The organism is Mycolicibacterium rutilum (assembly GCF_900108565.1).
Classification (GTDB): domain Bacteria; phylum Actinomycetota; class Actinomycetes; order Mycobacteriales; family Mycobacteriaceae; genus Mycobacterium; species Mycobacterium rutilum.
Map to the genome: position 1 here is coordinate 566,796 of NZ_LT629971.1, position 26,969 is coordinate 593,764.

Annotated in this window: 26 protein-coding genes; 14 read left to right on the plus strand and 12 right to left on the minus strand. The window is 70.1% G+C overall.

Features of this window, described 5'->3' with window-relative positions; translation table 11 throughout:
• Window positions 1-37: 37 nt before the first annotated feature.
• Entirely contained in the window at window positions 38-1,321 is a 1,284-nt protein-coding gene (locus tag BLW81_RS02800) for a hypothetical protein (RefSeq protein WP_083405883.1), read from the minus strand.
• A 190-nt stretch (window positions 1,322-1,511) separates the two neighbouring features.
• Here BLW81_RS02800 and BLW81_RS02805 point away from each other — a divergent pair, with 190 nt between their 5' ends.
• Window positions 1,512-1,889 carry a hypothetical protein gene (locus tag BLW81_RS02805; protein WP_083405884.1) on the plus strand — a complete coding sequence of 126 codons (378 nt, stop codon included), beginning with the start codon at window positions 1,512-1,514 and terminating at the stop codon, window positions 1,887-1,889.
• Here BLW81_RS02805 and BLW81_RS02810 read toward each other — a convergent pair whose 3' ends face one another.
• From BLW81_RS02810 to BLW81_RS02820, 3 genes are all read right to left on the minus strand, one after another.
• Window positions 1,890-2,381 carry a DinB family protein gene (locus BLW81_RS02810; RefSeq protein WP_157897554.1) on the minus strand — a complete coding sequence of 164 codons (492 nt, stop codon included), beginning with the start codon at window positions 2,379-2,381 and terminating at the stop codon, window positions 1,890-1,892.
• Window positions 2,382-2,490: 109 nt separating this feature from the next.
• The gene (groL, locus tag BLW81_RS02815) at window positions 2,491-4,116 is read right to left on the minus strand and encodes a chaperonin GroEL (RefSeq protein WP_083405885.1); all 1,626 of its coding nucleotides are present in this window, start codon (window positions 4,114-4,116) and stop codon (window positions 2,491-2,493) included.
• A 190-nt stretch (window positions 4,117-4,306) separates the two neighbouring features.
• Window positions 4,307-4,849 (minus strand): TetR/AcrR family transcriptional regulator, encoded by a 543-nt coding sequence (locus BLW81_RS02820; protein WP_083405886.1) that lies wholly within the window; start codon window positions 4,847-4,849, stop codon window positions 4,307-4,309.
• 119 nt (window positions 4,850-4,968) lie between these two features.
• On the opposite strand from BLW81_RS02820, the gene BLW81_RS02825 reads away from it, so the two are divergent.
• Both BLW81_RS02825 and BLW81_RS02830 read left to right on the plus strand, forming a co-directional pair.
• Complete coding sequence (locus BLW81_RS02825) at window positions 4,969-5,901, plus strand: SDR family NAD(P)-dependent oxidoreductase (protein ID WP_083405887.1); 933 nt, start codon at window positions 4,969-4,971, stop codon at window positions 5,899-5,901.
• Window positions 5,902-5,921: 20 nt separating this feature from the next.
• Entirely contained in the window at window positions 5,922-6,431 is a 510-nt protein-coding gene (locus BLW81_RS02830; RefSeq protein WP_083405888.1) for a cupin domain-containing protein, read from the plus strand.
• Here BLW81_RS02830 and BLW81_RS02835 read toward each other — a convergent pair.
• On the minus strand, window positions 6,421-8,955 hold the full coding sequence (locus tag BLW81_RS02835) for an excinuclease ABC subunit UvrA (RefSeq protein WP_083405889.1): 2,535 nt from the start codon (window positions 8,953-8,955) through the stop codon (window positions 6,421-6,423). The two genes, BLW81_RS02830 and BLW81_RS02835, sit on opposite strands and share 11 nt — an antisense overlap.
• A gap of 219 nt (window positions 8,956-9,174) precedes the next feature.
• Between BLW81_RS02835 and BLW81_RS02840 the strand changes: the two genes are divergently transcribed.
• Window positions 9,175-10,902, plus strand: coding sequence for a DEAD/DEAH box helicase (locus tag BLW81_RS02840; protein ID WP_083405890.1), 1,728 nt, complete (start codon window positions 9,175-9,177; stop codon window positions 10,900-10,902).
• 14 nt (window positions 10,903-10,916) lie between these two features.
• Here the strand turns inward: BLW81_RS02840 and BLW81_RS02845 are convergent, their stop codons facing one another.
• Genes BLW81_RS02845 through BLW81_RS02865 form a run of 5 tightly spaced genes read right to left on the minus strand, consistent with a single transcriptional unit; the run spans window position 10,917 to window position 14,491 of the window.
• Entirely contained in the window at window positions 10,917-11,414 is a 498-nt protein-coding gene (locus tag BLW81_RS02845; RefSeq protein ID WP_083405891.1) for an SRPBCC family protein, read from the minus strand.
• Window positions 11,415-11,450: 36 nt separating this feature from the next.
• Complete coding sequence (locus BLW81_RS02850) at window positions 11,451-11,717, minus strand: addiction module protein (protein WP_083405892.1); 267 nt, start codon at window positions 11,715-11,717, stop codon at window positions 11,451-11,453.
• A gap of 8 nt (window positions 11,718-11,725) precedes the next feature.
• Window positions 11,726-12,541, minus strand: coding sequence for an HAD-IIA family hydrolase (locus BLW81_RS02855; protein WP_083405893.1), 816 nt, complete (start codon window positions 12,539-12,541; stop codon window positions 11,726-11,728).
• A 25-nt stretch (window positions 12,542-12,566) separates the two neighbouring features.
• Entirely contained in the window at window positions 12,567-13,973 is a 1,407-nt protein-coding gene (locus tag BLW81_RS02860; protein ID WP_083410283.1) for a PH domain-containing protein, read from the minus strand.
• A gap of 32 nt (window positions 13,974-14,005) precedes the next feature.
• On the minus strand, window positions 14,006-14,491 hold the full coding sequence (locus tag BLW81_RS02865; protein ID WP_083405894.1) for a PH domain-containing protein: 486 nt from the start codon (window positions 14,489-14,491) through the stop codon (window positions 14,006-14,008).
• A gap of 56 nt (window positions 14,492-14,547) precedes the next feature.
• On the opposite strand from BLW81_RS02865, the gene BLW81_RS02870 reads away from it, so the two are divergent.
• The 6 genes from BLW81_RS02870 to BLW81_RS02895 all read left to right on the plus strand — a co-directional run bounded on the left by BLW81_RS02870 (window position 14,548) and on the right by BLW81_RS02895 (window position 21,004).
• Window positions 14,548-15,459, plus strand: a complete 912-nt coding sequence (locus BLW81_RS02870) for an SDR family NAD(P)-dependent oxidoreductase (RefSeq protein ID WP_083405895.1) — start codon at window positions 14,548-14,550, stop codon at window positions 15,457-15,459.
• Window positions 15,459-16,655 carry a molybdopterin molybdotransferase MoeA gene (gene moeA, locus BLW81_RS02875; RefSeq protein WP_083405896.1) on the plus strand — a complete coding sequence of 399 codons (1,197 nt, stop codon included), beginning with the start codon at window positions 15,459-15,461 and terminating at the stop codon, window positions 16,653-16,655. The genes BLW81_RS02870 and moeA overlap by 1 nt, the downstream gene beginning before the upstream one ends.
• Before the next feature lie 27 nt (window positions 16,656-16,682).
• Window positions 16,683-17,381 (plus strand): phosphatidylserine decarboxylase, encoded by a 699-nt coding sequence (locus BLW81_RS02880; RefSeq protein ID WP_083405897.1) that lies wholly within the window; start codon window positions 16,683-16,685, stop codon window positions 17,379-17,381.
• Window positions 17,378-18,229: a CDP-diacylglycerol--serine O-phosphatidyltransferase gene (gene pssA, locus BLW81_RS02885; RefSeq protein ID WP_083405898.1), complete on the plus strand. Its 852-nt coding sequence runs from the start codon at window positions 17,378-17,380 to the stop codon at window positions 18,227-18,229. Before BLW81_RS02880 ends, pssA begins: the two co-directional genes overlap by 4 nt.
• A gap of 1 nt (window position 18,230) precedes the next feature.
• Window positions 18,231-20,450 carry an AAA family ATPase gene (locus tag BLW81_RS02890; RefSeq protein ID WP_083405899.1) on the plus strand — a complete coding sequence of 740 codons (2,220 nt, stop codon included), beginning with the start codon at window positions 18,231-18,233 and terminating at the stop codon, window positions 20,448-20,450.
• A gap of 110 nt (window positions 20,451-20,560) precedes the next feature.
• Entirely contained in the window at window positions 20,561-21,004 is a 444-nt protein-coding gene (locus BLW81_RS02895) for a DUF1707 domain-containing protein (RefSeq protein WP_083405900.1), read from the plus strand.
• On the opposite strand, the gene BLW81_RS02900 is transcribed toward BLW81_RS02895, so the two are convergent.
• Together BLW81_RS02900 and BLW81_RS02905 are read right to left on the minus strand one after the other, a co-directional pair.
• On the minus strand, window positions 20,971-21,630 hold the full coding sequence (locus BLW81_RS02900) for a response regulator (RefSeq protein ID WP_083410284.1): 660 nt from the start codon (window positions 21,628-21,630) through the stop codon (window positions 20,971-20,973). The two genes, BLW81_RS02895 and BLW81_RS02900, sit on opposite strands and share 34 nt — an antisense overlap.
• Window positions 21,627-22,598 (minus strand): sensor histidine kinase, encoded by a 972-nt coding sequence (locus tag BLW81_RS02905; protein WP_083405901.1) that lies wholly within the window; start codon window positions 22,596-22,598, stop codon window positions 21,627-21,629. Before BLW81_RS02905 ends, BLW81_RS02900 begins: the two co-directional genes overlap by 4 nt.
• 113 nt (window positions 22,599-22,711) lie before the next feature.
• On the opposite strand from BLW81_RS02905, the gene BLW81_RS02910 reads away from it, so the two are divergent.
• Genes BLW81_RS02910 through BLW81_RS02925 form a run of 4 tightly spaced genes read left to right on the plus strand, consistent with a single transcriptional unit; the run spans window position 22,712 to window position 26,909 of the window.
• The gene (locus BLW81_RS02910) at window positions 22,712-22,966 is read left to right on the plus strand and encodes a cation:proton antiporter regulatory subunit (RefSeq protein ID WP_157897555.1); all 255 of its coding nucleotides are present in this window, start codon (window positions 22,712-22,714) and stop codon (window positions 22,964-22,966) included.
• A 44-nt stretch (window positions 22,967-23,010) separates the two neighbouring features.
• Complete coding sequence (locus BLW81_RS02915) at window positions 23,011-23,469, plus strand: CBS domain-containing protein (RefSeq protein ID WP_083410285.1); 459 nt, start codon at window positions 23,011-23,013, stop codon at window positions 23,467-23,469.
• A gap of 12 nt (window positions 23,470-23,481) precedes the next feature.
• Entirely contained in the window at window positions 23,482-24,768 is a 1,287-nt protein-coding gene (locus BLW81_RS02920) for an ArsB/NhaD family transporter (protein WP_083405903.1), read from the plus strand.
• A 29-nt stretch (window positions 24,769-24,797) separates the two neighbouring features.
• The gene (locus BLW81_RS02925) at window positions 24,798-26,909 is read left to right on the plus strand and encodes an acyltransferase family protein (protein ID WP_083405904.1); all 2,112 of its coding nucleotides are present in this window, start codon (window positions 24,798-24,800) and stop codon (window positions 26,907-26,909) included.
• Window positions 26,910-26,969: the final 60 nt, after the last annotated feature.

Genomic DNA, 26,969 nt, shown 5'->3' on the forward strand with positions numbered 1-26,969 from the left:
CGGCCCCTCGCGGGACCGGGCCTTCTTGGCGATCGGCTCAGGCGGCCTGTCCGGAGGCCTCGCCCGGATCGCTTGTACTGGTATCGGTTTCACCGGCGTCGGCGCCGGTCGGCGCTTCCTCCGCGGGTTCGGTCGGTTCGGCCACCGGGTCCGTCGCGGCCGGCGACTCGGTACCGTCCGGCGTGCTGAGCGTCTCGCCGGGCACGAACTTGTTGCCGGACTTGACCTTGCTGTTCGGCGTCAGGTCAGGGCCCGGGTCGGCGGCAGGCGCGCTGTCGTCGGCGGGCGGCGGCGAAGTCACCTCGTCGGCGCCGGGTTCGGGCGTCTCCTCGCCCTCGCTGTCGGCAGCGGCTTCCTCGGCGGCCATCGCACGCAAGCCGGGCTCGTCGCCGCTGATGGTCTCGTCGGCGGCGAATCCCTCGACATCCGCGGTGACTTGCGTCGGGAACGGCGTCGGCGCAACCGGCGGCGGCAACAGGCTCAACACCTCGGCGATCCCGTTGAAGAATGCGTTCACGACTTGCTGGCTGAAGTCCCCGATCGGCCCCGGAAGGGCGATGAACGGATGGGCGATCGGCTCGACAATGCCTCCGAGCAGACCGGTGTTGCTGAACAGCCCATACGCCAAATAGCTGAGCAGTCCCGGAATCTCGCTGGGATCTCGCAGCGCCGACTCGAACGTGGCCTCCAGGGTGGCCGGCAGATACCCGAGGAAGCTGACGACGTTGTAGGTCACGTACAGTGGCGCAACCGCCGCCAGGTTGGCGGCCCACACCGTACGGCCGACCGTCGTCTGCTCCCAGAAGAAGTCCGTCGCGGACACACCGGGCGCTGAATCGGGCAGGGTGTTGGCGAACGCGGCGCCGATGGCGTCGGCGAACTGGTTGAGCCCGGCGATGATCGCCCCGCCGATCGGCGGCGGGAACGTTCCGGCGATGAGCTCGATCGAGTCTTTGATGTCCCACGGATAGGTGTACGCGGGATAGGCGTCGGACGGATTCAGGTACCGCTGCACGAACCAGCTGAACAGGCTCGGCCCGAGCGACGGGTTCTCCAATGCGATCAAGGTGGCGGTGCTGATGTCGAACGGCAGCGAGGTCTGCGCGTCGGCGTAAGCCGTGTATGCGCCCATCGCTCCGGCCACGATGTCGCCGAAGTTGTAGAGCATGTCCGTGACGACGGATGCGTTGGCCACGTCGGCGGTGATCGCCGCGGGCGCGCGATGCTCCGGCACCTCGACGATCGCCGTCGAGGCGACGACGCCTGCCGTCAACACGGCGGCGGCGAGCTTGGTGGGCGACGGCCGAGCGAAAGCGTTCATCAGACTCCCCCTGTGAAGTGAACTCGCATCAGCATACGACAGTGATCTACGTCAACGTCAATATTTGAGCAAATTATTGCATGAGCAAGTGGGGCCGGATTGCGCACGGCAACGCGTGGACAAACAACTCGACTGCGACGACAGCAACCCCACTGGCGAGCGGTCCGGTCGTGGGGGCAGGATGACCGGTATGAGCGTGAAGGTGGACCTCGACCGGTTGGCCGATGTGCTCGGCGACTATGCGTTCGGATACCTCATCTCCGTCGGCGACGACTACCGCGCCCACACCGTCGCCGTCGACCCGGTCTTCGCCGACGGCCACCTCGACGTCGGCACGGTCGGTAGGCACACCCGCGAGAACACCGACCGGCACAGCGACGTCACGATCGTCTGGCCGCCGAGCGATCCCGGCGGCTACTCGCTGATCGTCGACGGGCGCGCGCAGATCTCGGACCGAGAGACGTTGACCGTCGCACCGACGCGGGCGGTGCTGCATCGCAAGGCCACCGCGCAGTCGCCGTCGACGAGCCCCGACTGCCTGCACGACTGTGTGCCGCTCAAGGAGTGATCACACTCCGGTGGCGCCGTCGACGCGTTCGCGGATCAGGTCCGCATGTCCGCAGTGCCGCGCGTATTCGCTGATCATGTGCAGGTAGATCCACCGCAGACTGACCTGCCCGCCCATGAACGGGCTGGTGTCGTCGAGGTCGCGGGCGGCGCAGGCGGCGCGCGCCGCGGCGATCTCGTTCTGCCAGATCGCTTGTGCCTCAGCGAATGTCGACTGTTCCGACAGCTCGAACCCGCCGTCGTGGCCGGTTTGATCGTCGCGAGGGCCGTAGATCGGCGACACCGCTTCGCCGGTCAGCACCCGGCGAAACCAGTTGCGCTCGACCTCGGCCAGGTGCTGCACGAGCCCGTGCAGGGTCAGCGGCGACGGGTCGATGCTGGCGGTGCTCAACTCGACGTCATCGAGTTCGGCGCATTTGATCGCCAGCGTGGCGCGGTAGAAGTCGAGCCACGCGTCGAGCAGCACGCGTTCGTCGCCGTCCAGTGGCGGCATGGGTCGTTCGATCCCTGACACAACCGCGAGGCTACCCACGAAAAAACCCGGGCCACGAAAAAACCCGGGGCGCCGAAGCGCACCCGGGCTCTTCCGTGGTTCGACGGACTTAGAAGTCCATACCGCCCATGCCACCGGTCGGGTCGGCCGGACCAGCGGCCGCCTTCTCCGGCTTGTCGGCGACGACGGCCTCGGTGGTCAGGAACAGCGCCGCGATGGACGCCGCGTTCTGCAGCGCCGAACGCGTCACCTTCACCGGGTCGGCGACGCCGGCCTTGAGCAGGTCCTCGTACTCACCGGTGGCGGCGTTGAGGCCGGTGCCGGCGGGCGAGTTGGTGACCTTCTCGGCGACAACGCCGGGCTCGAGCCCACCGTTGAAGGCGATCTGCTTCAGCGGAGCCGACAGCGCCACGCGGACGATGTTGGCACCGGTGGCCTCGTCGCCCTCGAGCTTGAGCTCCTCGAGCGCCGGGGAGGCCTGCAGCAGGGCGACGCCACCACCGGCGACGATGCCCTCCTCGACGGCCGCCTTGGCGTTGCGCACGGCGTCCTCGATGCGGTGCTTGCGCTCCTTGAGCTCGACCTCGGTGGCCGCGCCCGCCTTGATCACCGCAACACCGCCGGCCAGCTTGGCCAGGCGCTCCTGCAGCTTCTCGCGGTCGTAGTCGGAGTCGCTGTTCTCGATCTCGGCGCGGATCTGAGCCACCCGGCCGGCGATGGCGTCGGAGTCACCGGCGCCCTCGACGATGGTGGTCTCGTCCTTGGTCACGACGACCTTGCGGGCCTGGCCCAGCAGCGAGATGTCGGCGGTCTCGAGCGACAGGCCGACCTCTTCGCTGACGACCTGGCCACCGGTGAGGATCGCCATGTCCTGCAGCATCGCCTTGCGGCGGTCACCGAAGCCCGGGGCCTTGACGGCGACGGACTTGAAGGTGCCGCGGATCTTGTTGACCACCAGGGTCGACAGGGCCTCGCCCTCGACGTCCTCGGCGATGATCAGCAGCGGCTTGCCGGCCTGGATGACCTTCTCCAGCAGCGGCAGCAGATCCTTGACCGTCGACACCTTCGACGACACGAGCAGGATGTACGGATCCTCGAGGACCGCTTCCTGCCGCTCGGCGTCGGTGACGAAGTAGCCCGAAATGTAGCCCTTGTCGAAGCGCATGCCCTCGGTGAGCTCCAGCTGCAGACCGAAGGTGTTGGACTCCTCGACGGTGATGACACCCTCGTTGCCGACCTTGTCCATGGCCTCGGCGATCAGCTCGCCGATCTGGGTGTCGCCGGCCGAGATCGCGGCGGTGGCAGCGATCTGCTCCTTGGTCTCGACCTCCTTGGCCGACTTCAGCAGCGTCTCGGTGATCTTCTCGACGGCCTTCTCGATGCCGCGCTTGAGGCCGAGCGGGTTGGCGCCGGCGGCGACGTTGCGCAGACCCTCGCGCACGAGCGCCTGGGCGAGCACGGTGGCGGTGGTGGTGCCGTCACCCGCGACGTCGTCGGTCTTCTTGGCGACTTCCTTGACCAGCTCAGCGCCGATCTTCTCGTACGGGTCCTCCAGCTCGATCTCCTTGGCGATGGACACACCATCGTTGGTGATCGTGGGGGCGCCCCACTTCTTCTCCAGGACGACGTTGCGACCCTTCGGGCCCAACGTCACCTTTACCGCGTCGGCGAGGCTGTTGAGGCCCCGCTCGAGGCCGCGGCGGGCCTCTTCGTCATACGCAATTGTCTTGGCCATTGCGAAGTGTTCCTCCGGATTGGGGGTGGCACGTCTTTCGGTCGGGTTCAGTGCCCGCGACGGACGGCCCGGGTGTGCTCCGCGAGTGCGGCCCCTGCCTCACCGTCCCGACCTAGCACTCGCCGGTCGCGAGTGCCAACTGCATTCTTAGCACTCGACCAGGGAGAGTGCAAGGTTGGCGGGGGAGCAGTTAGCCCGTTCGCAGCCCGTCGAGCACCACCTCGGTCAGCCGCTCGGCGTCCTGCGGTTTGGCTTCCTGGATCGCGAAGCATCCGGCCAGAATCGCCTTCACGTCCGACACGTCGAGATCCCGGCGCGCGGTCCCCGCCTTCTGGGCCGCCTTCAACATGTCGCCGAGCAGTTGCAGGAAGGCCTCCTCGGTTTCGGGGATGAGCGACTCGACGTCGACGCCTTCCCCACCGAGCGCGCCCTTGAGCCCCCGGTCGGTCGCCCCCCACTGCAGGACCAGCGACCGCAGGAAGACGAACAGCGCTTCGCCCGCCGGCACCCCTTCGGTCAGCGCGCGGCCCTCCGCCACAAGGGACTGGATCCGGTTCTCCACGACCGCGCGGTACAGATCGGTCTTCGTCGGGAAGTGCCGGTACACCGTGCCGGCGCCGACACCCGCGCGGCGGGCGATCTCGTCGATCGGTACCGCCAGGCCGTCGGTGGCGAAGGCCTCGTAGGCGACCTCCAACACCCGCGCCCGGTTGCGCGCGGCATCAGCCCGCATCGGCCGGTCAGAAGTCACGTCATCACCTCGGGAATGAAATTAAGCGGGGCGCGCGTTCCGTATATTCGTCAGCAAACCGGGGCGCTCGCTCCGCTTAACATCGTACCGAGGAAGAAGCCATGTCAACATCACCCAGCTGGACCCCCTCTGACATTCCGGACCAGACCGGTCGCACCGCCGTCGTCACCGGCGCCAACACCGGGCTGGGTTACGAGACCGCGGCGGCCCTTGCCGCCAAGGGAGCACATGTCGTGCTCGCCGTGCGCAACCTCGACAAGGGCGCCGACGCCGCCCGGCGCATCGAGCAGTCCGCCCCGGGCGCCAGTGTCGCACTACAGAAACTCGACCTGAGCTCGCTGGCCTCCGTACGCGCCGCCGCCGACCAAATCCGCGCCCAGCACGACACCATCGACCTGCTCATCAACAACGCCGGGGTGATGTTCACCCCGAAGCAGACCACTGCCGACGGCTTCGAGTTGCAGTTCGGCACCAACCACCTCGGCCACTTCGCGTTCACCGGGCTGCTGCTCGACCGCGTGCTGGCCGCGCCCGGCTCGCGGGTCGTCACCGTCAGCAGCGTAGGACACCGCTTCGCCCGCAACGGCATTCGCTTCGACGACCTGCAGGGCGAGCGCGACTACAGCCGCGTCGGCGCCTACGGACAGTCCAAGCTGGCCAACCTCATGTTCACCTACGAGTTGCAGCGCCGGCTGCGTGGCACGGGCACGATCGCGGTCGCCGCCCATCCCGGCGGCTCCAACACCGAACTGGCGCGCAACTCCCCGCTGCTGCTGCGCGCACTGTTCGCGGTCGCCGTGCCGCTGCTGACCCAGGACGCCGCCGGCGGCGCACTGCCCAGCCTGCGCGCGGCGACAGACCCCGGCGTGCTCGGCGGCCAGTACTTCGGTCCCGACGGTTTCGCCGAACAGCGCGGCAATCCGGTGGTCGTGGCGTCGAGCCGGGCGTCGCACGACATCGACGCGCAGCGCCGGCTGTGGACGGTCTCCGAGGAGCTGACCGGAGTGCGCTATCCGGTGCCCGCGACGGTCTGATTGTGGAAGGGTGGGTAGGGATGTCGCTCGTCGACCCGCGGCAGGTGCCGCCCTACCCACCCGCTCGCTACACCGCGCCCGAGCCCGAGGCCAGCGCATGGCTGCGGCGGGCCGCCGAACCGGCGGACTTCGACTCGTTCGGCCTGGTGCAGTACCACTATCTGGCGAACCAGCAGGCCACCGGCGGCGACTACGGGCTATACCGCGTCGACATCGCCCCCAACGGCGGCGGGCCGGGGCCACACTTCCACCGCGCGATGTCGGAAGCGTTCTTCGTACTGTCCGGGACGCTGCGGCTCTATGACGGCACAGACTGGACCGACGGCCACACCGGCGACTTCCTCTATGTCCCGCCGGGCGGCATCCACGGTTTCCGCAACGAGGCCGACGAGCCGACGTCGATCCTGATGCTGTTCGCCCCGGGCGCCCCGCGCGAGCACTACTTCGAGGGCCTCGCCCAGCTCGGCGACCTGACCGACGAGGAACGCCGCGACTTCTTCATCGCCAACGACAACTTCTTCATCGAGTGAGCCGCGCCGCCAGATACGGTGCGGTACGGCTGTTCTCGGCCCGGCTCACGTCCCGCGGGGTGCCTGCCGCGACCACCCGGCCGCCGTTGTCGCCGGCGCCCGGGCCCAGGTCGATCACCCAGTCCGACCCGGCCACCATCCGCATGTCGTGTTCGGCCACCACCACCGTGTTGCCCGCGTCGACGAGCCGATGCAGCTGCGCGTCGAGCAGGTCGACGTCGGCGGGGTGCAGGCCGGTGGTGGGTTCGTCGAGCACGTAGAGCGTGTGGCCGCGGCGGGGTCGCTGCAACTCCGAGGCCAGCTTGATGCGTTGCGCCTCGCCGCCGGACAGTTCGGTCGCCGGCTGCCCCAGCCGCAGATAGCCCAGCCCGACCTCACGAAGCGTGGTCAGGCTGCGCGCGGTGCCCGCGATGTCGGCGAGGAACTCGGCGGCCTCGTCGACGGTCATGGCCAGCACGTCGGCGATGGTGCGGCCGCGGTAGCGCACCTTCAGCGTCGCTTCGTTGTAGCGCGCGCCGCCACACGTCGGGCAGGTCGCGTAAGTGCCGGGCAGAAACAGCAATTCGACCGCGACGAAGCCCTCACCCTGGCACGTTTCGCAGCGGCCCTCGGCGACGTTGAACGAGAACCGGCCTGCTGTCCATCCGCGCCGGCGCGCCGCGGGGGTGGCGGCGAACTCGCGTCGCACGGCGTCGAACAGCCCCGTATAGGTGGCCAGCGTCGAGCGCGGTGTCCGCCCGATCGGCCGCTGGTCGACGGCCACGAGCCGGTTGATCGCCTCGATCCCGTCGGCCGTCACCCCGATGCTGGCGTCGCGGTCGAGGTCCACGATCTCACCGTCAGAATCCTCTGCGTCGCTGTCGGTTTCGGCGACATTGACGGCGCGGCCCAGGTGGCGGTTGACGACGTCGGTGAGGACCTTGACCACGAGCGTCGACTTCCCCGAGCCGGAGACGCCGGTGACCGCGGTGTAGACGCCCAGCGGCAGGTCGACGTCCACGTCGCGCAGGTTGTGAAAACAGATGCCGCGCAGAGCAAGACGCGACGTCGGCGTCCGCGGGGTGCGGGGTGCGGCCGGTTCGGTGTCGAAGATGTAGCGGCGGGTGATCGAGTCGTCGACGTCGCGCAGGCCCGCGACCGGCCCGCTGTAGAGCACCCGCCCGCCGAGTTCACCCGCGCCCGGGCCCACGTCGACGATCCAGTCGGCGCGGCGCACCACGTCCATGTCGTGCTCGACGACGAACAACGAGTTACCGGCCCGGCGCAGCCGGTCGAGGACGTCGAGCAACGGTTCCGCGTCCGCCGGGTGCAGGCCCGCCGACGGCTCGTCGAGCACGTAGAGCACCCCGAACAGCCCGGCGCGCAGCTGCGTGGCCAGCCGCAGCCGCTGCAGTTCGCCGGGCGACACGGTCGGGGTGCGGCGATTCAGCGTGAGATAGCCCAACCCGAGGTCGATGAGCACCTCGATGCGCGCGACGAGGTCGGCGGCGATCATGGTCGCGACCTCGGTGTGCTCGCCGGACTCGGTCGACTCGTAGGCCGCCGCGGCGTCAATGCGCGCCGCCGTGGGGCGCAGCGCGTCGGCGAGTTCGGTCAGCGGCATCGCGACGTAGTCAGCGATGCTGCGCCCGGCGAAGGTCACCTTCAACGCCTCCGGCCGCAGCCCCGAGCCGTGGCACAGCCCGCAGTCGACGCTGTCGACGTACTGCAGGACCCGGCGGCGCATCATCGCGCTCTGCGAGTTGGCCAGCGTGTGCCGGACGTGGCGTTCGGCGCTGGAGAACGTCCCGTTGTAGTAGTAGTCGGCGGTCACCGGGTGCTGGGCCGGATCGATCTCCACGGTCGGCTGGTCGTCGGTGAACAGGATCCAATCCCGTTGCCGCTTGGGCAGTTTGCGCCACGGCTTGTCGATGTCGTAGCCGAGGGTGATGAGGATGTCGCGCAGGTTCTGGCCCTGCCAGGCGCCCGGCCACGCGGCGACGGCGCCCTCACGGATCGTCAGCGACGGGTCGGGCACCAGCGTCTGCTCGGTGACCTCGTGGATGCGGCCGAGTCCGTGGCATCGCGGGCAGGCGCCGACGGCGGTGTTCGGCGAGAACGCATCGGAGTCGAGGCGTTCGGCGCTCCCCCGCGGATAGGTGCCCGCCCGCGAGAACAACATCCGCAGCAGATTGGACAGCGTCGTGACGGTGCCCACCGTGGACCGGGAGGTGGCCGTGCCTCTGCGCTGCTGCAGCGCGACGGCCGGCGGCAGCCCGGTGATGTCGTCGACCTTGGGGGCGCCGACCGGCTGCAGCAGACGCCGGGCGTAGGGGGCGACGGACTCAAAGTACCGTCGCTGCGCCTCGGCGTAGATCGTGCCGAACGCCAGCGACGATTTGCCGGAACCGGAGATGCCGGTGAACGCCACCAGCGCGTCGCGCGGCGCCGCGACGTCGACACCCCGTAGGTTGTGTACGCGGGTACCGAAGACGCGCACGCACGGGTCGAACTCGTCGTCGCGCTGGGCAGGGGTGGGCGGCATGGTGGCCGGAGAGTACCCACACCGCGCCGGGACAAGCATCGTGTTTGCTGTGCGCATCTGCGGATGGGGCACGGCGCGTCGTCGTGTGCCTGGGTCGGCGGGCGACGAAGGCCGCGCCGGCCGCCCGCGACACACCGCCGGTCCGGCGACACGCCACGCAAGGATGCGCGGCCGTAATCCGTTGCGCTAGGCTGCTGTCCGATCAGTGAGGAGTCTTGGGTGCGGGCAGACACAGCGCCCGACACCCAGGCTTTGAGGGGCTGGCAGCGTCGGGCATTGGTGCGGTATCTTCGCGCCAAACCACGGGACTTTCTCGCCGTGGCCACCCCCGGCGCAGGTAAGACGACGTTTGCGCTCCGCGTCGCCGGTGAACTGATGGCCGACGGCACCGTCGAGCGGATCACCGTCGTCGTGCCGACCGAACACCTCAAGATCCAATGGGCGCTGGCCGCCGCCCGCCTCGGCATCTCCCTGGACCCGAAGTTCTCCAACAGCGCCTCGCACCACTCCTCGGAGTACCACGGCGTCGTCGTCACCTACGCGCAGGTTGCCAGCCATCCGGCCCGGCACCGGGTGCGCACCGAGAACTACCGCACGCTGGTCATCTTCGACGAGATCCACCACGGCGGGGACGCGAAGAGTTGGGGCGACGCGATGCGCGAGGCGTTCAGCGACGCCACCCGCCGGCTGTCGCTGACCGGTACCCCGTTCCGCAGCGACGACAGCCCGATCCCGTTCGTCACCTACGAACCGGACGGGGCCGGGGTGATGCGCTCACGGGCCGACCACGTCTACGGGTACTCCGATGCGCTGTCCGACGGCGTGGTGCGGCCGGTGGTGTTCATGGCCTACTCCGGGGAGGCCCGCTGGCGCACCAGCGCCGGCGAGGAGTACTCCGCGCGACTCGGCGAACCGCTCAACGCCGAGCAGACCGCGCGGGCCTGGCGCACGGTGCTCGACCCGAACGGCGAATGGATCCCGGCGGTGCTGCAGGCCGCCGACACCCGGCTGACCCAGCTGCGCAACGGCGGGGTGCCCGACGCCGGCGCGATGGTGATCGCCTCGGACCAGAAGGCCGCCCGCGCGTACGCCAAGGTGCTCACCCAGCTGACCGGTGAGGAGCCGACGGTCGTGCTGTCCGACGACCCCGGCTCCTCGGACCGCATCGCCCAGTACGCCGCGGGCACCGGCCGGTGGATGGTCGCGGTCCGGATGGTCTCCGAGGGTGTCGACGTGCCGCGCCTCGCGGTCGGTGTGTACGCGACCAGCGCGTCGACCCCGCTGTTCTTCGCCCAGGCGATCGGGCGCTACGTGCGGTCGCGCCGGCCCGGCGAGACCGCCAGCATCTTCCTGCCGTCGGTGCCCGCGCTGCTCAACCTGGCCGGCGAGATGGAGGCCCAGCGCGACCACGTGCTCGGCAAGCCGCACCGCGAGTCGCAGGACGAGTGGGACGACGCGGCGCTCGAGGACGCCAACAAGCAGAAGGACGAGGCCGACCAACTCGACAACGGCTTCGAGATGCTGGGCGCCGACGCCGAACTCGACCAGGTCATCTTCGACGGGTCGTCATTCGGCACCGCGACGCCCGCGGGCAGCGAGGAGGAGGCCGACTACCTCGGCATCCCCGGCCTGCTCGACGCCGACCAGATGCGAGACCTGTTGCGGCGCAGGCAGGAAGAACAACTCACCCGCCGCAGCCAGGTCAGCGGCGGCGTCGACGTCGGCCCCGCACCCGGCAGCGCGCAGCGGGCGTCCACGCACGGGCAGCTGCGGGAACTGCGCCGCGAACTCAACGCGCTCGTGTCGATCGCGCACCACCGCACCGGCAAGCCGCACGGCTGGATCCACAACGAGCTGCGCCGGATCTGCGGCGGCCCGCCGGTGCCCGCGGCGACGACGGATCAGCTGCGCGCCCGCATCGAAGCGGTGCGCACGCTGCAGGCCTGAGTCCTGCCCGGGCCTCAGCCGCGGGCTTCGGCGAGGGCCGCGAGGTTCTTCAGCGAGTTGTCCAGGTGCTGGGGTTCGAACGGCGGGAACTCGATGTCGACCAGGTCCGCCGGGACCGCCGACCAGTCGTAGGACAGTGTGACCGTGGTGCGGTTCGGCCCGTCGGAAGCCAGGTCGTAGCGCCAGATCCAGCCGCCGAACTCGAGTTCGGTGCTGTTCATCAGGTGGCCGCGCTGCTCGGGACCTTGACCCGGCTGCCACGCGATCGCGCGCGGCGGGTCCAGCACGTCGACCCGGTTGGCCATCTCGTAGTCCTTCTCCGGGTGGTTCTCGTGGTACATGGCCATCCGGAAGATCTGCCCGACGGCGGTGAGGGGTTCGGGGTCGAGGGGTGCGCGGACCCAACCGGTGCCGTCGATCGCCTCGTGCGACGACGGGTCGGCGAGCACGGCGAACACGGCCTCGATCGGGGCGTCGACGGTGGCGGTGGTGTGGATACGTTTCTCAGTCATGGAAGTACAGACCGCGGTGGCGGCGAAGACTCATCGCTAGAACAGACCGCAGCCGGACACCCCGCACACCAGCGCGCTGAGCAGCAGCAGCGGCCACAACGCGACGGTGAACACCAGCGCGGCGATGTTGGCGAAGATGGTGAAGTCACCGGACAGCGCGGCCTCCAACTGGCCGATCAGCTCGATGTGGAACAGCGCATAACCGACCCCGAACACCGTGTAGACCAACGCGATCCACAACGCGAGCTCGAGGTAGGTGTTGATCCCCCGGCGCAGCAACATCTGCTGCACGCGCTGCCACATGTCGTCTCCTACAGCCCCAGCAGCCCCGGCAGGTCCGCCACCGAGTCGATCACATGGTTGGGTTGCATCGCGAATTCGTCTGCGGCCCAACGGTCCAGCGTGTCCTGCCGGAACTTTCCGGTGCGTACCAGCACCCCGGTCATGCCAACCACCTGCGCCGCCAGCACGTCGTTGTTCAAGTCGTCGCCCACCATGTACATCTCGTCGGTCTCCACCCCGAGCCGGTTCGCCGCGGCCAGAAAGCCCTCCGGCGCCGGTTTTCCGACCGCGGTGGCCTTGCGGCCCGAGGTCTCCTCCATACCGATCAGGTACATGCCGGTGTCGATGCGCAGCCCGTCGGTCGTCGTCCACGCGGTGCTGCGGTGCATCGCCACCACCGGCACGCCCTGCGCCATCCAGTCGTACACCCACGACAACGTGAGGTGGCTGTACTCCGGGCCTGCGCCGCCGAGCAGCACCACGTCCGGGGGCTCCGGCGCGCGCGGGCCGGTGAAATCGGTGGACGACACGATGTCGATGCCGGTCATGTCCTCGGCGATCTGGCCGCTGTTGACCAGAAAACAGCGCGCGTCTGGGTAGGTGTCGCGCACGTACTGCGCGGTCAGCACCGCCGCGGTGATCACCTCGTCGGGACGCACCTGCATGCCCGCGTCGCTCAGCAATTCCGCGATCTGCACCCGCGTCTTGGTGGTCGTGTTCGTCAGATACGAGCAGGCAATCTGGTTGTCGATCAACGCCCGCACGGTTTCGGCGGCGCCCTCGATCGGCTTCCATGACGTCACCAACACGCCATCGATGTCGAACAACACTCCACCGATCGCCATGGCCCGACATTAAACGGCGCACCCGTCAGCGCAACTCGGACCCCGCCCACCGCGTGTCGGCCACCCATGGTGTCGTCTCGGCCGCGATGCGCCACGCCAACCCGGCAGGCACGTCGACCACGTGATAGCGCTTCAACCCGGCCGCGGTCGCCGCGACCAGCGTGGCCACTCCGGCGCGCCGCTGCATCCACGTCTGCCGCACGGTCCAGCCGATGATCCCCGACGCGGCGATGCAGTCGCGGCGCCGCTGCAGGGTGCCGGTGCGCGCGACCAGCCAGCCGTCGCCGACCCGGTGTCCCAGCGAGCGCGCGCGGTCGGCCGCCAGCAGCGCGCAGCACACGGTCACCACCGCCCACAACACCCATCCCCACGCCGGTGCGGGCACCACCGCCAACACAGCTGCCGCGGCGACCGGCACCACCAGCGCCCTGGTCCAGCGGCGCCGCGTGGCGACCGGCCCGTGTGGGCGCAGCGCGCCGCTCACCGCCTCGGGTCGTTCGATCAGATCCGTCAGCACCTCGCGCGCCGTCGGCGCCGGACACGGCGGCAGCAGCAGCGACGCCTGCCCCTCACCGCCGACGCCGGTCATCACCGCGTCGAGGTGTGCGCCGCCGAACATCCGCACCAGCAACGGCTCTCGCAGCGTGCCGCCCCGCAGCCGACGCATGTCGAAGGTGTGCTCACGCACCCGGACCAGACCGTGCTTGAGGTGCAGCACGTCAAAGTCCCTGCGCAGCTCCAGGTTTCCGTAGCTGAGCAGCGACTGCAGCACCGAGAGCACCACCGACGCGAGCAACACCACCAGCGCCAGCACCGCGACACTGGCCGCCACCCCGAACCGTTCGGCCGCATCGAGCCCCGACTGCGCGATGCGCGAATCGCGCACCATCCGACCCGCGCCCGCCTGATACACCAGACCGACCGCGGCGGCGATCATCGCGAGCCCGGTGAAACTCAGCGGGCTGTACCGCAACCAGGACGGTGTCCAGCGCGCCAGCACCCGCCCCGGTGCGGTCGGCTCGTCGGGGGTCAGCGAGTCGGCCAGCAGCAGCGCCCGCAGCGGAGCCACCTGCCCGGTCTGCACCGCATCGAGCGCGAACGCCGCGTCGCCGCGGGCCTCCTGACCGGTGCTGACCCGCAGCACCGTCAGGCCGAGCACGCGGTGCAGCAGCCGCGCGTCGGTGGACACCGAGCGAATCCTGTTGCGCGGCACCGACAACACCTTGCGCTGCAGCACACCGGTGCGCAGTTGCACCTCGGCGGCGCCGATCCGGTAGGTGGTGGTGAACCAGCGCGCCAGGCCGATCGCGATGGTCACCCCGAACACCACGATCGCCACCAGCGGGTTGCCGGTCGCGGTGCCCAGCACCAACGACCCGATGATGACCGGGATCTGGCGCAGCACCTCATGGACGGGATGCACCAGCAGCATCCGCGGGCTGAGGCGCTGCCAGTCGTCGGTGATCACGTCGCGTCCTGCTCCCCGATCGCGGCGATGTCGGTGAGCCGCGCGACGATCGCGTCGGCGACATCGGCGTCCAGCGCGACGATGCGCACCGCGCCCGCCGACGACGCCGTCGTGACCGTCACGTTGGACAGCCCGAACAGCCGGTCCAGCGGGCCGCGTTCGGTGTCGACGGTCTGCACCCGCGAGATCGGCGCAATGCGGCGCTCCTGGGTCAGCCAGCCGGTGCGGGTGTAGACCGCCTGCGCGTCGATGTCCCAGCGGTGCACCCGGTAGCGCCACCACGGCACGACGACGACCGACACCGCGATACCGATCGCCGTGACCGCGGCCGCCAAGGCGTGCACCCAGGGCATGCGCGGGTCGACGACCAACCACACCAGCTGCCCGAGCACCAGCGCGGCCCACGGAATCGCCGCGCCCAGCGCCCACACCAGCGGCGCCTTGCGGCTCGGTTTGTTGACGGGGTCGACGAGTGCGGTCATTTGGGGTCCAGCGTAGGGAACACCCCGGCGGCGGGCGCTGAGTATGTTTGAACGTCATGGGCAGCAAGTGGACCGCGGCCGATGTGCCGGACCAGTCCGGGCGGACGGCCATCGTCACCGGAGCCAACAGCGGCCTGGGCTATGACACCGCGGCCGTCCTCGCCGACAAGGGCGCCCACGTCGTGCTGGCGGTGCGCAACCTCGACAAGGGCGCCGAGGCCGTCGCACGGATCAAGAAGACGAGCCCTGACGCCGTCGTCACGCTCCAGCAGCTGGATCTGTCCTCGCTGGACAGCGTCCGCGCCGCCGCCGACGAGATCCGCGCCCAACACCCCCGCATCGACCTGCTCATCAACAACGCCGGCGTGATGTACGTGCCGAACCGCGAGACCACCGCCGAGGGTTTCGAGATGCAGTTCGGCACCAACCATCTCGGCCACTTCGCGTTGACCGGCCTGCTGCTCGACCGGCTGCTGCCGGTCGATGGGTCACGGATCGTGACGGTCAGCAGCGTGGGGCACCGCATCCTGGCCCGCATCCGCTTCGAGGATCCGCACTTCGAGAACGGCTACAACCGGGTGCGCGCCTACGGGCAGTCCAAACTGGCGAATCTGTTGTTCACCTACGAGCTGCAGCGCCGGCTGGCGGCCAAGGGAGCGTCGCCGATCGCGGCAGCCGCGCATCCGGGATTCTCCGACACCGAGCTGATGCGCTACATCCCGGTGTTCGTGCCGGACATCGTGTGGAAGATCTTCACCCAGCCCGCGGACCGCGGCGCACTGCCGACACTGCGCGCGGCCACCGACCCGAGCGTGAAGGGCGGGCAATACTACGGCCCCGACGGCGCCGGCGAGGTGAAGGGGTATCCGAAAGTCGTTGCCTCCAGCGCACAGTCGCACGACGAGGACATCCAGCGCCGGTTGTGGGCGATGTCGGAGGAATCGACCGGCGTCAGTTATCCGCTGTGATGCGCACCGTCGAGGAACACCAGCGGGTGGTCGCCGGGCTGATCGGCGCGCGCGCACCGATGCGGGTGCCGATCGCCGAGGCGCTCGGTCTCGTGCTCGCCGAGGACGTCGTCGCGCCGCTGTCGTTGCCCGGTTTCGACAACTCCGCGATGGACGGCTACGCCGTCGTCGCCGAGGACGTCGCGTCCGCATCGGCCGAGCACCCGGTGCTGCTGCCGGTCGCCGAGGACATCCCGGCCGGCCGCACCGATGCGTTGACGCTGAAACCCGGTACGGCACACCGAATCATGACCGGTGCGATGTTGCCCACCGGGGCGACGGCCGTCGTGCCGGTGGAGGCGACCAACGGTGCGACCGACACCGTCGAGATCCGCGCGAGCGCGCGCCCGACGCAGCACATCCGGCGCGCCGGTGAGGATGTCAGCGCGGGCACGACGGTGTTGCGCGCGGGCCAGGCGCTCACCCCCGCGGCGCTGGGACTGGCGGCCGCGCTCGGACTGGGCGAGCTGACCGTCGTCCCCCGGCAGCGCGTGCTGGTGATGTCGACCGGCACCGAACTCGTCGCGCCGGGCACGCCGCTGGCGCCGGGACAGATCTACGAGTCCAACGCGGTGATGCTGGCCGCGGCGCTGCGCGATGCGGGCGCCGAGGTGGTGGCGGCACCGATGACCGGCGACGACGTCGACTCGTTCCGCGCGGCGCTGGCCGAACACACCGGAGACGCCGACCTGATCATCACGACCGGCGGGGTGAGCGCGGGTGCGTACGAGGTGGTCAAGGATTCGCTGGGCGGGTCGGTGGACTTCGTGAAGGTCGCGATGCAGCCGGGCATGCCGCAGGGGGCGGGCCGGATTCCCGGCGGCCCGCCGATCATCACGCTGCCCGGCAACCCGGTGAGCGCGCTGGTGTCGTTCGAGGTGTTCATCCGCGCGCCGTTGCGGGCCGCGATGGGGCTGCCGCATCCGGACCGGCCGCGGCGCACCGCGGTGTTGACCGAGGACCTCACCTCGCCGCGCGGCAAGCGCCAGTTCCGCCGCGGCGTGCTCGACGCCGACGCGGGCACAGTCACCAGCTACGGGCCACCGGCCTCTCACCACCTGCGCTGGCTGGCTTCGGCGAACTGTCTGCTCGAAATCGACGAGGACGTCGACGCGCTGCCCGCGGGCTCGCAAGTGCGGGTGTGGGACCTGGGCTAACCCCCTCGCCCGTAGAATCGCGACACGATGGCCAGACGCCCCGACCTGAAATCCGGCCCCGCGCGGCTCATGGCGCTGGCCCGGACCACGATCCCCCCGATGCACCCGGCAGGCCTGCCGTTCGTCGGCGCCAGCCTCGCCGTCGCCGCGCTCGGCCATCGGAACCGGTGGCTGCGCGGCACCGCGCTGGCCGCAGCGGCCGCCAACGCCGCGTTCTTCCGGCATCCGCCGCGGGTGCCGCCGACGCGCCCCGGGCTGATCGTCGCCCCGGCCGACGGGCTGATCTGCCTGATCGAGGAGGCGACACCGCCGGCCGAACTCGGGCTGCCGGCAACCCCGTTGCCGCGCATCAGCATCTTCCTGTCGGTGTTCGACGCGCATGTGCAGCGCGCGCCGATCGGCGGTGAGGTGATCTCCGTCGAGCACCGTCCCGGCCTGTTCGGGTCCGCGGAACTGGAGGCGGCCAGCGAGGACAACGAGCGCAACAGCATGCTGATCCGCACCGAGGACGGCGTCGAGGTGATCGCGGTGCAAATCGCGGGTCTGGTGGCGCGGCGCATAGTGTGCGAGGCCAAGGTCGGCGACAAGCTCGAGATCGGCCAGACCTACGGCCTCATCCGCTACGGCTCGCGGCTGGACACCTACCTGCCCGCGGGCGCCAACATCCTGGTGACCGTCGGCCAGCGCGCCCTGGGCGGCGAGACGGTATTGGCAGAGTTGGCATGATCCGGCCGCGCATCAAGAAGAGCGTCGTCAGCCTGCGCATCCTGCCCAGCGCGATGACCGTCGCGGCGATCTGCCTCGGGCTGAGCGCGGTGAAGATGGCGCTGGACAACCGGCCCACCGAGGCGATGGCATTTTTGGCGATCGCCGCGATCCTCGACGCACTCGACGGCCGCATCGCCCGCGCGCTCGGCGCCACGTCGCGGATGGGAGAGGAGATCGACTCGCTGGCCGACGCGGTGAACTTCGGTGTCGCACCGGCTTTCATCGTTTACGGCACACTGCTGTCCCAGTCGCAGGTCGGCTGGATCGTGGTGCTGGTGTACGCGGTGTGCATCGTGCTGCGGCTGGCCCGGTTCAACGCGATGCTCGACGTCGACAAACCCGACTACGAGAAGAAGTACTTCGTCGGCATGCCCGCACCGGCGGGCGCGATCGGCGCGATCGGCCCGCTGGCCGCGAAAATGCAGTTCGGAGAAGGCTGGTGGACCTCCGAGATCGCGGTGGTGATCTGGATGGTCGGCGTCTCGCTGCTGGTCGTCAGCACCATCCCGATGCGCAAGATCCACACGTTCTCGGTGCCGCCGAACATGGTCGCCCCGCTGTTGGCACTGGTGGCGATCGGTGTCGCGGCGGCGATTCTCTACGGCTACATCGTGATCCTGGTCATCATCGCGGCGTACGTCGTGCACATCCCGTTCGCGATCCGCACCCGCCGCTTCCTGGCCGCGCATCCGGAGGTCTGGGACGACAAGCCGCGTCAGCAGCGGGCCGCGCGGCGCGCCATCCGCCGAGCCCAGCCGCACCGGCGGTCGATGATGCGACTCGGACTGCGCAGGCCCGGGTCCTGACGTGACCGAACTGCAGACCTCCGACGAGGTCCCCCGCCGGCACCTCACCCTCACCGCCCGGCTCAACACCTCGGCGCTGGACTCGCGGCGCGGAGTGGTCAGGCTGCACCCCGAGGCGATCGCCGCGCTGGGCATCCGCGAGTGGGATGCGGTGTCGCTGACCGGTTCCCGCACCACTGCGGCCGTCGCCGCCGAGGCGCCCGCGGGGATTCCGGCGGGCACCACGCTGCTCGACGACGTCACGCTGTCCAACGCCGGGTTGCGCGAGGACGCCACGGTGCTGGTGGCGCCGGTGATGGTGTACGGCGCGCGGACGGTGACGCTGTCGGGGTCGAGGCTGGCCAGCCAGTCGATCTCACCGGCCACGCTGCGGCAGGCGCTGTTGGGCAAGGTGATGACGGTCGGCGACACGGTGTCCCTGCTGCCCCGCGAGCTGGGTCCGGACATCCCGACCTCGCGGGCGACGGCCGCGCTGGCGTCGTCGGTGGGGATCACCTGGACCTCGGAACTGCTGACCGTGACCGGCACCGACCCCACGGGACCCGTGAGCGTGCAACCGAATTCGTCAGTCACCTGGGGCACCGGGTCGCCCGGCGCTGTCGCACCCGCCTCGCCGGGAGCGACCGGACAGGCGGTCGTCACCACCCAAACGTCGCCGCCGCTGAGTGTGGCCGACCTCAAGGGCGCCCAGGCGCAGGCCGAGCGGCTCACCGAATGGCTCAAGCTCGCCCTCGACCAGCCGGAGCTGCTGGAAACCCTCGGCGCCACAGCCAATCTCGGCGTGCTCGTGTCCGGGCCGGCGGGTGTCGGCAAGGCAGCGCTGGTGCGCGCGGTGTGCGCGGGGCGCAGGCTGGTCGAACTCGACGGACCCGAAGTCGGTTCGCTGCGGGCCGAGGACCGGCTCACCAGCGTGGCGTCGGCGGTGTCGACCGTGCGCGGCGGCGGTGGGGTGCTGCTGATCACCGATGTCGACGCGCTGCTGCCCGACACGGCGGACCGGCCCGCCGAACCGGTGGCCACGCTGATCCTGGCCGAGCTGCGCAATGCGGTCGCCACCCGCGGCGTCGCGTTCGTCGCGACCTCGCAGCAGCCCGACGGCATCGACCCGCGGCTGCGGGCGCCCGACCTGTGCGACCGCGAGCTCGGGCTCAGCCTGCCCGACGGCACGATCCGCGAGCAGCTGCTGGGTGTGCTGCTGCGCGACGTTCCGGCCGACGACCTCAACCTTGACGAAGTCGCCCAGCGCACACCGGGTTTCGTCGTCGCCGACCTGGCGGCGCTCGTGCGCGAAGCGGCATTGCGGGCGGCCGCGCGGGCCAGCGCCGACGGCGAGCCACCGCGACTGACCCAGGACGACCTGATGGGGGCGACGTCGGTGATCCGGCCGCTGTCGCGGTCGGCAACCGAGGAGGTGTCCGTCGGCTCGGTCACGCTCGAGGACGTCGGCGACATGGTCGCCACCAAACAGGCGCTCACCGAGGCGGTGCTGTGGCCGCTGCAGCACCCCGACACGTTCCAGCGACTCGGCGTCGCCCCGCCGCGCGGCGTGCTGCTGTATGGCCCGCCCGGGTGCGGCAAGACATTTGTGGTGCGGGCGCTGGCGAGTTCGGGGCGGCTGTCGGTGCACGCGGTCAAGGGCGCCGAGCTGATGGACAAGTGGGTCGGTTCGTCGGAAAAGGCTGTGCGCGAACTGTTTCGGCGAGCCCGCGACTCGGCGCCGTCACTGGTGTTCCTCGACGAGATCGACGCGCTGGCACCGCGGCGCGGTCAGAGCTTCGACTCCGGGGTGACCGACCGCGTGGTGGCCGCGCTGCTGACCGAACTCGACGGCATCGACCCGCTGCGCGACGTCGTCGTCCTCGGCGCGACCAACCGTCCTGACCTGATCGACCCCGCGCTGCTGCGGCCCGGCCGACTGGAGAAGCTGGTGTTCGTCGAGCCGCCCGACGCCGAGGCCCGCCGCGACATCCTGCGCACCGCGGGCAAGTCGATCCCGCTGGCCGACGACGTGGACCTCGACGCGCTGGCCGGCGAACTCGACGGGTACAGCGCCGCCGACTGCGTGGCGCTGCTGCGGGAGGCCGCGCTGACCGCGATGCGGCGCTCGATCGACGCCGCCGACGTGACTGCTGCCGACCTCGCGACCGCCCGCGAGAACGTGCGGCCGTCGCTGGACGCCGCGCAGGTGGAGTCGCTGCGGGCCTTCTCCGCCGCGCGCTAACCCCCTCCCTCGCCACGTTCGTGGCGGACCGGGGAGCGCATCTTGACAGTGGCTAGTTGGCGCGGCATAGTCGGTGAATAACTTGTCAGTGTCAAGATCGAGGAGGCCGCATGACCAGCGCACCCATCGCCCCTCCGTCGCGCGCCGGCGACGCCGACCGCGGACGCACCGCACACCTGCTGGGCCTGGCCCTCGCCCAGGGCTACCTCGAGATGCCCGAGTACGAGACGCGGCTGCAGACCGCATTCAGCGCGGGCACCCGCGCCGAACTGCGCGGGCTCACCGCCGACCTGCCCGTCGACCGGTTGCGCCGCGACGACCCCGCACGCCGCGAGGCCGTGCACCGCGCCGTCCGCCGCAGCGTGCGCTTCCACGTCGCGGGCTACCTCGCGGGCTCACTGCTGATGCTCGGCATCTGGCTGGTGGTCGGACTGACCGCCGGTTTGTGGTACTTCTGGCCCGTCTGGCCGATCATGGGCTGGGGTATCGGCGTTGTCAGCCATGCCATTCCGGCGCTGGCTCACGGCTCGATGAGCCCGGCCCGAATCGCGTAGCGCGTCAACGCAACCCGGTCCTGCAGACCGAGCTTGGCCAGCAGGTTGGTGCGGTGCCGGTCGACGGTCTTGGCGCTGATGCCCAACGTGTTGGCGATCTCGCGCGACGAGTAGCCCTCGGCGACCAGCTTGAGCACCTCCTCCTCGCGCGGGGTGAGGATCGTCTCGGGCAGCCCGTCGCCCTGCCGCGCCCGGTGCAGGTAGTCGCGGATCAGCGCCGTCACCGCCCCCGCGTACAGGAACGGCTCGCCGCGCAGCGTGGCCCGGCACGCCTCGAGCAGGTCGCGGTCGGCGACCGACTTGAGCACGTACCCCGACGCGCCCGCCTTGAGCGCCTCGAAGAAGTACTGCTCGTTGTCGTACATCGACAGGATCAGGATCCGCACGTGCGGGTGGAGCCGGTTCATCTCCCTGGCCGCCTGCAGGCCCGTCATCCGCGGCATCGCGATGTCGAGGATCGCCAGGTCCACCGGCGTCGTCGCCAACGCGGCCAGCGCCTCGTGCCCGTCGGCCGCCTCGGCCACCACCTGCAGGTCGGGTTCGGCGTCCAGGATCATCCGCAGCCCGCTGCGCACCAGCGCGTGATCGTCGGCGAGCAGGATCCGCGCCGCCTGCCCGGCGGTCACCGGCACCGTCCGGCGGGGATCGCCAGCCGCACCTCGGTCCCCTCACCGGCCGGCGAGACGATCGTCAGGTCGGCCCCCACCAGCAGCGCGCGTTCCCGCATCCCGTTGATCCCCGCGCCTTCCTCGACCACGCCACCGACCCCGTCGTCGGCGATCCGCATCGTCAGCCAGGCGTCGGTGACGTGCAGATCGAGCCACGCCTTGGTGGCGCCCGCGTGACGCGCGATGTTCGTCAGGCTCTCCTGGGCCACCCGGTAGCACACGAGTTCGACGTCCGGTTGCAACCGATCCGTCTGCAGCACAATGTGTTTGACGACGGGCAGGCCCGTGGCGTTGGTGAACTCGGTGCACAGCGCGTTCAGGGCGCTGTGCAGGCCCAGGTCCTCGAGCGCCTCCGGCCGCAACCGGCGCGCGATGCTGCGCACCTCGTCGAGGCTGGCGCGCACCGCGTCCTGGGTGTTGGCCAGTTCACCGCGGATCTCGGCAGGCGCCCGGTCCACCGCCCGTTTGAGGATCAGCAGCGCCACGGTCAGCGTCTGGCCGATCTCGTCGTGCAGTTCGCGGGCGATGCGCTGGCGTTCGTTCTCCTGGGCGGCCAGCGCCGACGCGCTCGCGGTGGTCCGCTCGGTCTCGAGCCGGTCCAGCATCGCGTTGAACGACGAGATCAGGTGCTGCAGGTCGCCGGTGCCGCGGTCGTCCACCCGGTCGCTGCGCCGGGGCGGATCGACTCGCCGCATCGACGCGGCGAGCCGATCCAGCGGGGCAAGACTCGATCGCAGCAGCAGCGCGTTGGCGGTCAGGATCACCGCGAGCCCGATCAGCAGCACCGGGATCTCGGTCACCTTGATCCGCGACGACACGGACGCGGGCGAGAGCGCCAGGACCAGCGTGCCCAACGTGAAGATCAGGCCGTTGATCAGGAACACCCGCCGAAACAGCGCGGTCGCCGGCGTGCGCGCCCGTTTCATGTCCCCAGCGTGAACCGTGACATCGGGATTTGTCCATACACGGCACCTCCCCCGGCCTATGGGGGTCACACCCGATGGTGCCGGCGCGGCCGGGCGCAGAAACTGACCTCACCATGCGCATCTCTCGACCCGCAGCGGGCACCGCCGTCACCACACAGGACGGCGAACGGGTGAGCGTGACCGTCGACGACGACGGCACCTGCCGCCTCTACACCGAGGACAGCTGCGGCTTCGACGCTCCGGCCTGGGAAGTGGTCCTCAACCCCGACGAGGCCGCCCGGCTGGCCGAGATGCTCCTCAGCGCCCGAGACCGCGCGCCGACACGGGGTCGAAGGCTCGACGCAACGATCGGAGAGCGAGCACTATGACACTCACCGCCGACACCGCCGGGACCGCCCGAGAAGGCACAGTCATGCAAGCACACGAAATCGCCGTGAACCCGCCCACGGTCCGGATGACCGATCCGGTGTCCAAGGCGGTGCAGTTGATGGTGGTCAACCGGTTGCCCGGCCTCGTCGTGGTCGACGACGACGGCCGCCCGGTCGCGGTGCTACCGGGCACCCAGGTGCTGCGGCTGACCATCCCGGAGTCCTACCGCGACGACCCCGCGCTGGTCCGCACCGTCGACGAGATCCACGCCGACCTGTTCTGGCATGGCCCCGGCCGGCTGACCGTCGGCGACTGCCTGCCCACCCCGGTGGCCAAGCCCGTGACGGTGGCCCCTGACGCCACGCTGCTCGAGATCGCCACCGTGATGGCCACCAAGCGCAGCCCGCTGATCGCCGTCGTCGGCGACGGCGGCAAACTCGTCGGCGCGGTGACCCTGGAGCGGCTGCTGACCAGCCTGGCCGTGGCCGGCCCCAACGACTGACCCTCCGGTTCCGTGCTGGCTCCACTTCTGGCGCTGGCGATTTTCGTTGTCGCCTTCTGGTTCCTGGCGACCGAGCGCGCGAACAAGGTCACCACCGTCCTGGTCGCCGCAGGGCTGATGACGCTGCTGGGGCTCGCCCCCGGCGAGAAGGTGTTCTACTCCGAGCACGAGGGCATCGACTGGAACGTCATCTTCCTGTTGCTCGGCATGATGGTCATCGTCGGCGTCGTGAAACAGACCGGCATCTTCGACTTCCTGGCGATCTGGGCCGCAAAACGCGCCCGCGGCAACCCTTTTCGGCTCATGGTCATGCTCATGGTGATCACCGCCGTCGCCTCGCCGGTGCTGGACAACGTCACGATCATCATGCTCGTGGCGCCGGTGACACTGGTCATCTGCGACCGCCTGGAGATCGCCGCGCAGCCGTTCCTCATCGCCGAGGTGCTGGCCTCCAACATCGGCGGCGCCGCCACCCTGATTGGTGACCCGCCCAACATCATCATCGGTAGCCGGGCGGGGTTGACGTTCAACGACTTCCTGGTCCACATGGCGCCGGTGGTGATCGTCATCTTCGCGCTGTTCGTGGTGTTCACCCGGGTGCTGTTCCGAAAAGATCTGCGCGCCAGCGAGATGCGCGTCGACAAGGTGATGGCGCTGCAGGAGCGTCGCGCGATCAAGGACACCCGCCTGCTGGTGCGCTCGATGGCCGTGCTCGCGCTCGTCATCATCGGGTTCGGCCTGCACTCGGTGCTGCACGTCGCGCCGTCGATCGTCGCGCTGCTGGGCGCGGGCACGATGCTGTTGGTCACCCAAGTCGACGTCGCCGAGGTGTTGCCCGAGGTCGAATGGCCGACGCTGGTGTTCTTCATGGGGCTGTTCGTCATGGTCGCGGGCCTCGTGCACACCGGCGTGATCGGCTGGCTCGGCGACGCGGCGGTCAACGTGTTCGGCGACAACTTCTTCCTCGCCGCAACCGGGTTGCTGTTCGGCTCGGCGGTGCTCGGCGCGTTCGTCGACAACATCCCCTACACCGCGACGATGGCGCCGGTGGTCGAGGACATGGCCGCCCAGGCGCCCAACGTGGACACCGGCCGGGCGCTGTGGTGGGCGTTCGCGCTGGGCGCCTGCTTCTCGGGCAACGGCACCGCGATCGCGGCGAGCGCGAACGTGGTGGCCATCGGCATCGCCCAGCGCGCCGGGCAGCGGATCAGCTTCTGGCAGTTCACCCGCTACGGCATCGTGGTCACCCTGCTCAGCACCCTGTTGGCCTGGGTGTACGTTTGGCTCCGCTATTTCTGACGGTTACGAGCGGCAGGATTTCGATCGCGATGAGCAGTCCCGTGTCCGTCGCGCCTGTCCGCCCGGTGACCCGCGTCGCGCAGATCCGCGGCGATCTGGACGGCCTGCGCGGTCTCGCGATCGCCCTGGTGGTCGTCTACCACGTGTGGTTCGGCCGGGTCTCCGGCGGCGTCGACGTGTTCCTGGTGCTGTCGGGCTTCTTCCTCGGCGGGCGCCTGCTGCGGCAGGCGGCAGGCGATCAACCCGACGAGTCGTGGCCGCGCGCGATCGTCCGCATCGTGCGCCGCCTGGTGCCCGCACTCGTGATCGTCCTCGCCGCCTCCGCGGTGCTGACCGTGCTGGTGCAACCGCAGACCCGCTGGGAGGAGTTCGCCGACCAGGGCTTGGCGAGCCTGTTCTACTGGCAGAACTGGTACCTGGCCGACACCGCCAACGACTATCTGCGCGCAGGCGAGGCCGTCAGCCCGCTGCAGCACATCTGGTCGATGTCGGTGCAGGGCCAGTTCTTCGTCGGGGTGCTGACCGTCGCGGCGGTGCTCGCCCTGGTGGTCCGCGTCGTCGGCGCAACCCGGCACCGCCGCACGGTGCTGATCGGCACGCTCGCCCTGGCCACCGTCCTGTCGTTCTGGTACGCAAACGTCGCGCACCAACTCGACCAGTCGCACGCCTACTACGACACGTTCGCGCGGGCGTGGGAACTGCTCGCGGGCATGCTCGCGGCCGCGGCGATCTCGGCGGTGCGGTGGCCCGGGTGGCTGCGCGCCACGGCGGCGATCACCGGACTGGTGGCGATCCTGGCCTGCGGCGTACTGCTCGACGGCGCCGACGAGTTCCCCGGCCCGTGGGCGCTGGTGCCGGTCGCCGCGACCGTCCTGCTGATCTTCAGCGGCGCCGGGCAGACCGACCGCATGCCCGCGCCGAACCGCCTGTTGGCCGCGGCACCGCTGGTCACCCTGGGGACGATCGCCTATTCGCTGTATCTGTGGCACTGGCCGCTGCTGATCTTCTGGCTGGCGCACACCGATCAGGATCGGGTCGGTCTGCGCGACGGCGTCGTCATCATCGCGCTGTCACTGGCGCTGGCCTACCTGACGGCGCGTCTGGTCGAGGATCCGCTGCGCGTGGGCGCCTCATCCAAAACGCGTGCCGCACACCGGCTTCCGACCCCGCCCGGATACGGCGTCCTCGCGCTCGGCGGGCTGGTCACCGTGCTGGCCGTCGCGCTCGTGGTGTCCTCGCTGGCCTGGCGCGGTCACGTCGAGGCGGTGCGCGCCAACGGAGTGGAGCTGCAAACCCTGTCGACCCGGGACTACCCAGGCGCGCAGGCGCTGCTGGAGAACACCCGGGTGGCCAAGCTGCCGATGCGGCCGACGGTGCTCGAAGCCGGCGACGACCTGCCTGCCACCACGCTGGACCAGTGCATCACCGACTTCGCCAGCGTCGAGGTGCTCCGCTGCGTCTACGGCGACACCACCGCATCGCGGACCATCGCGCTGGCCGGCGGTTCGCACTCCGAACACTGGATCACCGCGCTGGACCTGCTCGGCCGCACCCACGGCTTCCGCGTGGTGACGTACCTGAAGATGGGTTGTCCGCTGAGCACCGACGACGATCCGCGCATCGCCGGTTCCGAGGACCCGTACCCGTTGTGCAAGGTGTGGGTGCGCGCGGCGATGGACGCGCTGAAAGCCGACCGTCCCGACTACGTCTTCACCACCACCACGCGGCCACACCCGAACGGGCCGGGTGATCGGGTGCCCGACAGCTACGTCGGGATCTGGGACGAACTGAGCGCCAACGAGCTCGCGATCCTCGGCCTGCGGGACACCCCGTGGATGTTCCGCGACGGGATCCTGTTCTCCCCCGTCGACTGCCTGTCCGAGGGCGGGGACCCGGAGAGCTGCGGCCTGCCCCGCAGCGAGGCGCTGGCCGATCGCAACCCGACGCTCGAGCACGCCGACCGCTATCCGCTGATGTCGGTGCTCGACGTCAGCGACGCGGTGTGCCGCCCCGACGTGTGCCGCGCCGTCGAGGGCAACGTGCTGGTCTACCACGACGCGCACCACCTCTCGGCGACCTACGTGCGCACGCTCGCCGACGAACTGGGCCGCCAACTCTCCGACGCCACGGGCTGGTGGTGAGCCGGCTCTCCTCAACGACGCCGGACAGTAGCGCCGATCGCCCCACGTAGAATGGCCTCA

Bases quoted from the DNA above. Each gene is read 5' to 3' on its own strand.
- BLW81_RS02800 (WP_083405883.1), bottom strand. From the start codon at position 1,321: ATGAACGCTTTCGCTCGGCCGTCGCCCACCAAGCTCGCCGCCGCCGTG.
- BLW81_RS02805 (WP_083405884.1), top strand. From the start codon at position 1,512: ATGAGCGTGAAGGTGGACCTCGACCGGTTGGCCGATGTGCTCGGCGAC.
- BLW81_RS02810 (WP_157897554.1), bottom strand. From the start codon at position 2,381: ATGCCGCCACTGGACGGCGACGAACGCGTGCTGCTCGACGCGTGGCTC.
- groL (WP_083405885.1), bottom strand. From the start codon at position 4,116: ATGGCCAAGACAATTGCGTATGACGAAGAGGCCCGCCGCGGCCTCGAG.
- BLW81_RS02820 (WP_083405886.1), bottom strand. From the start codon at position 4,849: ATGCGGGCTGATGCCGCGCGCAACCGGGCGCGGGTGTTGGAGGTCGCC.
- BLW81_RS02825 (WP_083405887.1), top strand. From the start codon at position 4,969: ATGTCAACATCACCCAGCTGGACCCCCTCTGACATTCCGGACCAGACC.
- BLW81_RS02830 (WP_083405888.1), top strand. From the start codon at position 5,922: ATGTCGCTCGTCGACCCGCGGCAGGTGCCGCCCTACCCACCCGCTCGC.
- BLW81_RS02835 (WP_083405889.1), bottom strand. From the start codon at position 8,955: ATGCCGCCCACCCCTGCCCAGCGCGACGACGAGTTCGACCCGTGCGTG.
- BLW81_RS02845 (WP_083405891.1), bottom strand. From the start codon at position 11,414: ATGACTGAGAAACGTATCCACACCACCGCCACCGTCGACGCCCCGATC.
- BLW81_RS02850 (WP_083405892.1), bottom strand. From the start codon at position 11,717: ATGTGGCAGCGCGTGCAGCAGATGTTGCTGCGCCGGGGGATCAACACC.
- BLW81_RS02855 (WP_083405893.1), bottom strand. From the start codon at position 12,541: ATGGCGATCGGTGGAGTGTTGTTCGACATCGATGGCGTGTTGGTGACG.
- BLW81_RS02860 (WP_083410283.1), bottom strand. From the start codon at position 13,973: ATGCTGCTGGTGCATCCCGTCCATGAGGTGCTGCGCCAGATCCCGGTC.
- BLW81_RS02865 (WP_083405894.1), bottom strand. From the start codon at position 14,491: ATGACCGCACTCGTCGACCCCGTCAACAAACCGAGCCGCAAGGCGCCG.
- BLW81_RS02870 (WP_083405895.1), top strand. From the start codon at position 14,548: ATGGGCAGCAAGTGGACCGCGGCCGATGTGCCGGACCAGTCCGGGCGG.
- moeA (WP_083405896.1), top strand. From the start codon at position 15,459: ATGCGCACCGTCGAGGAACACCAGCGGGTGGTCGCCGGGCTGATCGGC.
- BLW81_RS02880 (WP_083405897.1), top strand. From the start codon at position 16,683: ATGGCCAGACGCCCCGACCTGAAATCCGGCCCCGCGCGGCTCATGGCG.
- pssA (WP_083405898.1), top strand. From the start codon at position 17,378: ATGATCCGGCCGCGCATCAAGAAGAGCGTCGTCAGCCTGCGCATCCTG.
- BLW81_RS02895 (WP_083405900.1), top strand. From the start codon at position 20,561: ATGACCAGCGCACCCATCGCCCCTCCGTCGCGCGCCGGCGACGCCGAC.
- BLW81_RS02905 (WP_083405901.1), bottom strand. From the start codon at position 22,598: ATGAAACGGGCGCGCACGCCGGCGACCGCGCTGTTTCGGCGGGTGTTC.
- BLW81_RS02910 (WP_157897555.1), top strand. From the start codon at position 22,712: ATGCGCATCTCTCGACCCGCAGCGGGCACCGCCGTCACCACACAGGAC.
- BLW81_RS02915 (WP_083410285.1), top strand. From the start codon at position 23,011: ATGCAAGCACACGAAATCGCCGTGAACCCGCCCACGGTCCGGATGACC.
- BLW81_RS02925 (WP_083405904.1), top strand. From the start codon at position 24,798: ATGAGCAGTCCCGTGTCCGTCGCGCCTGTCCGCCCGGTGACCCGCGTC.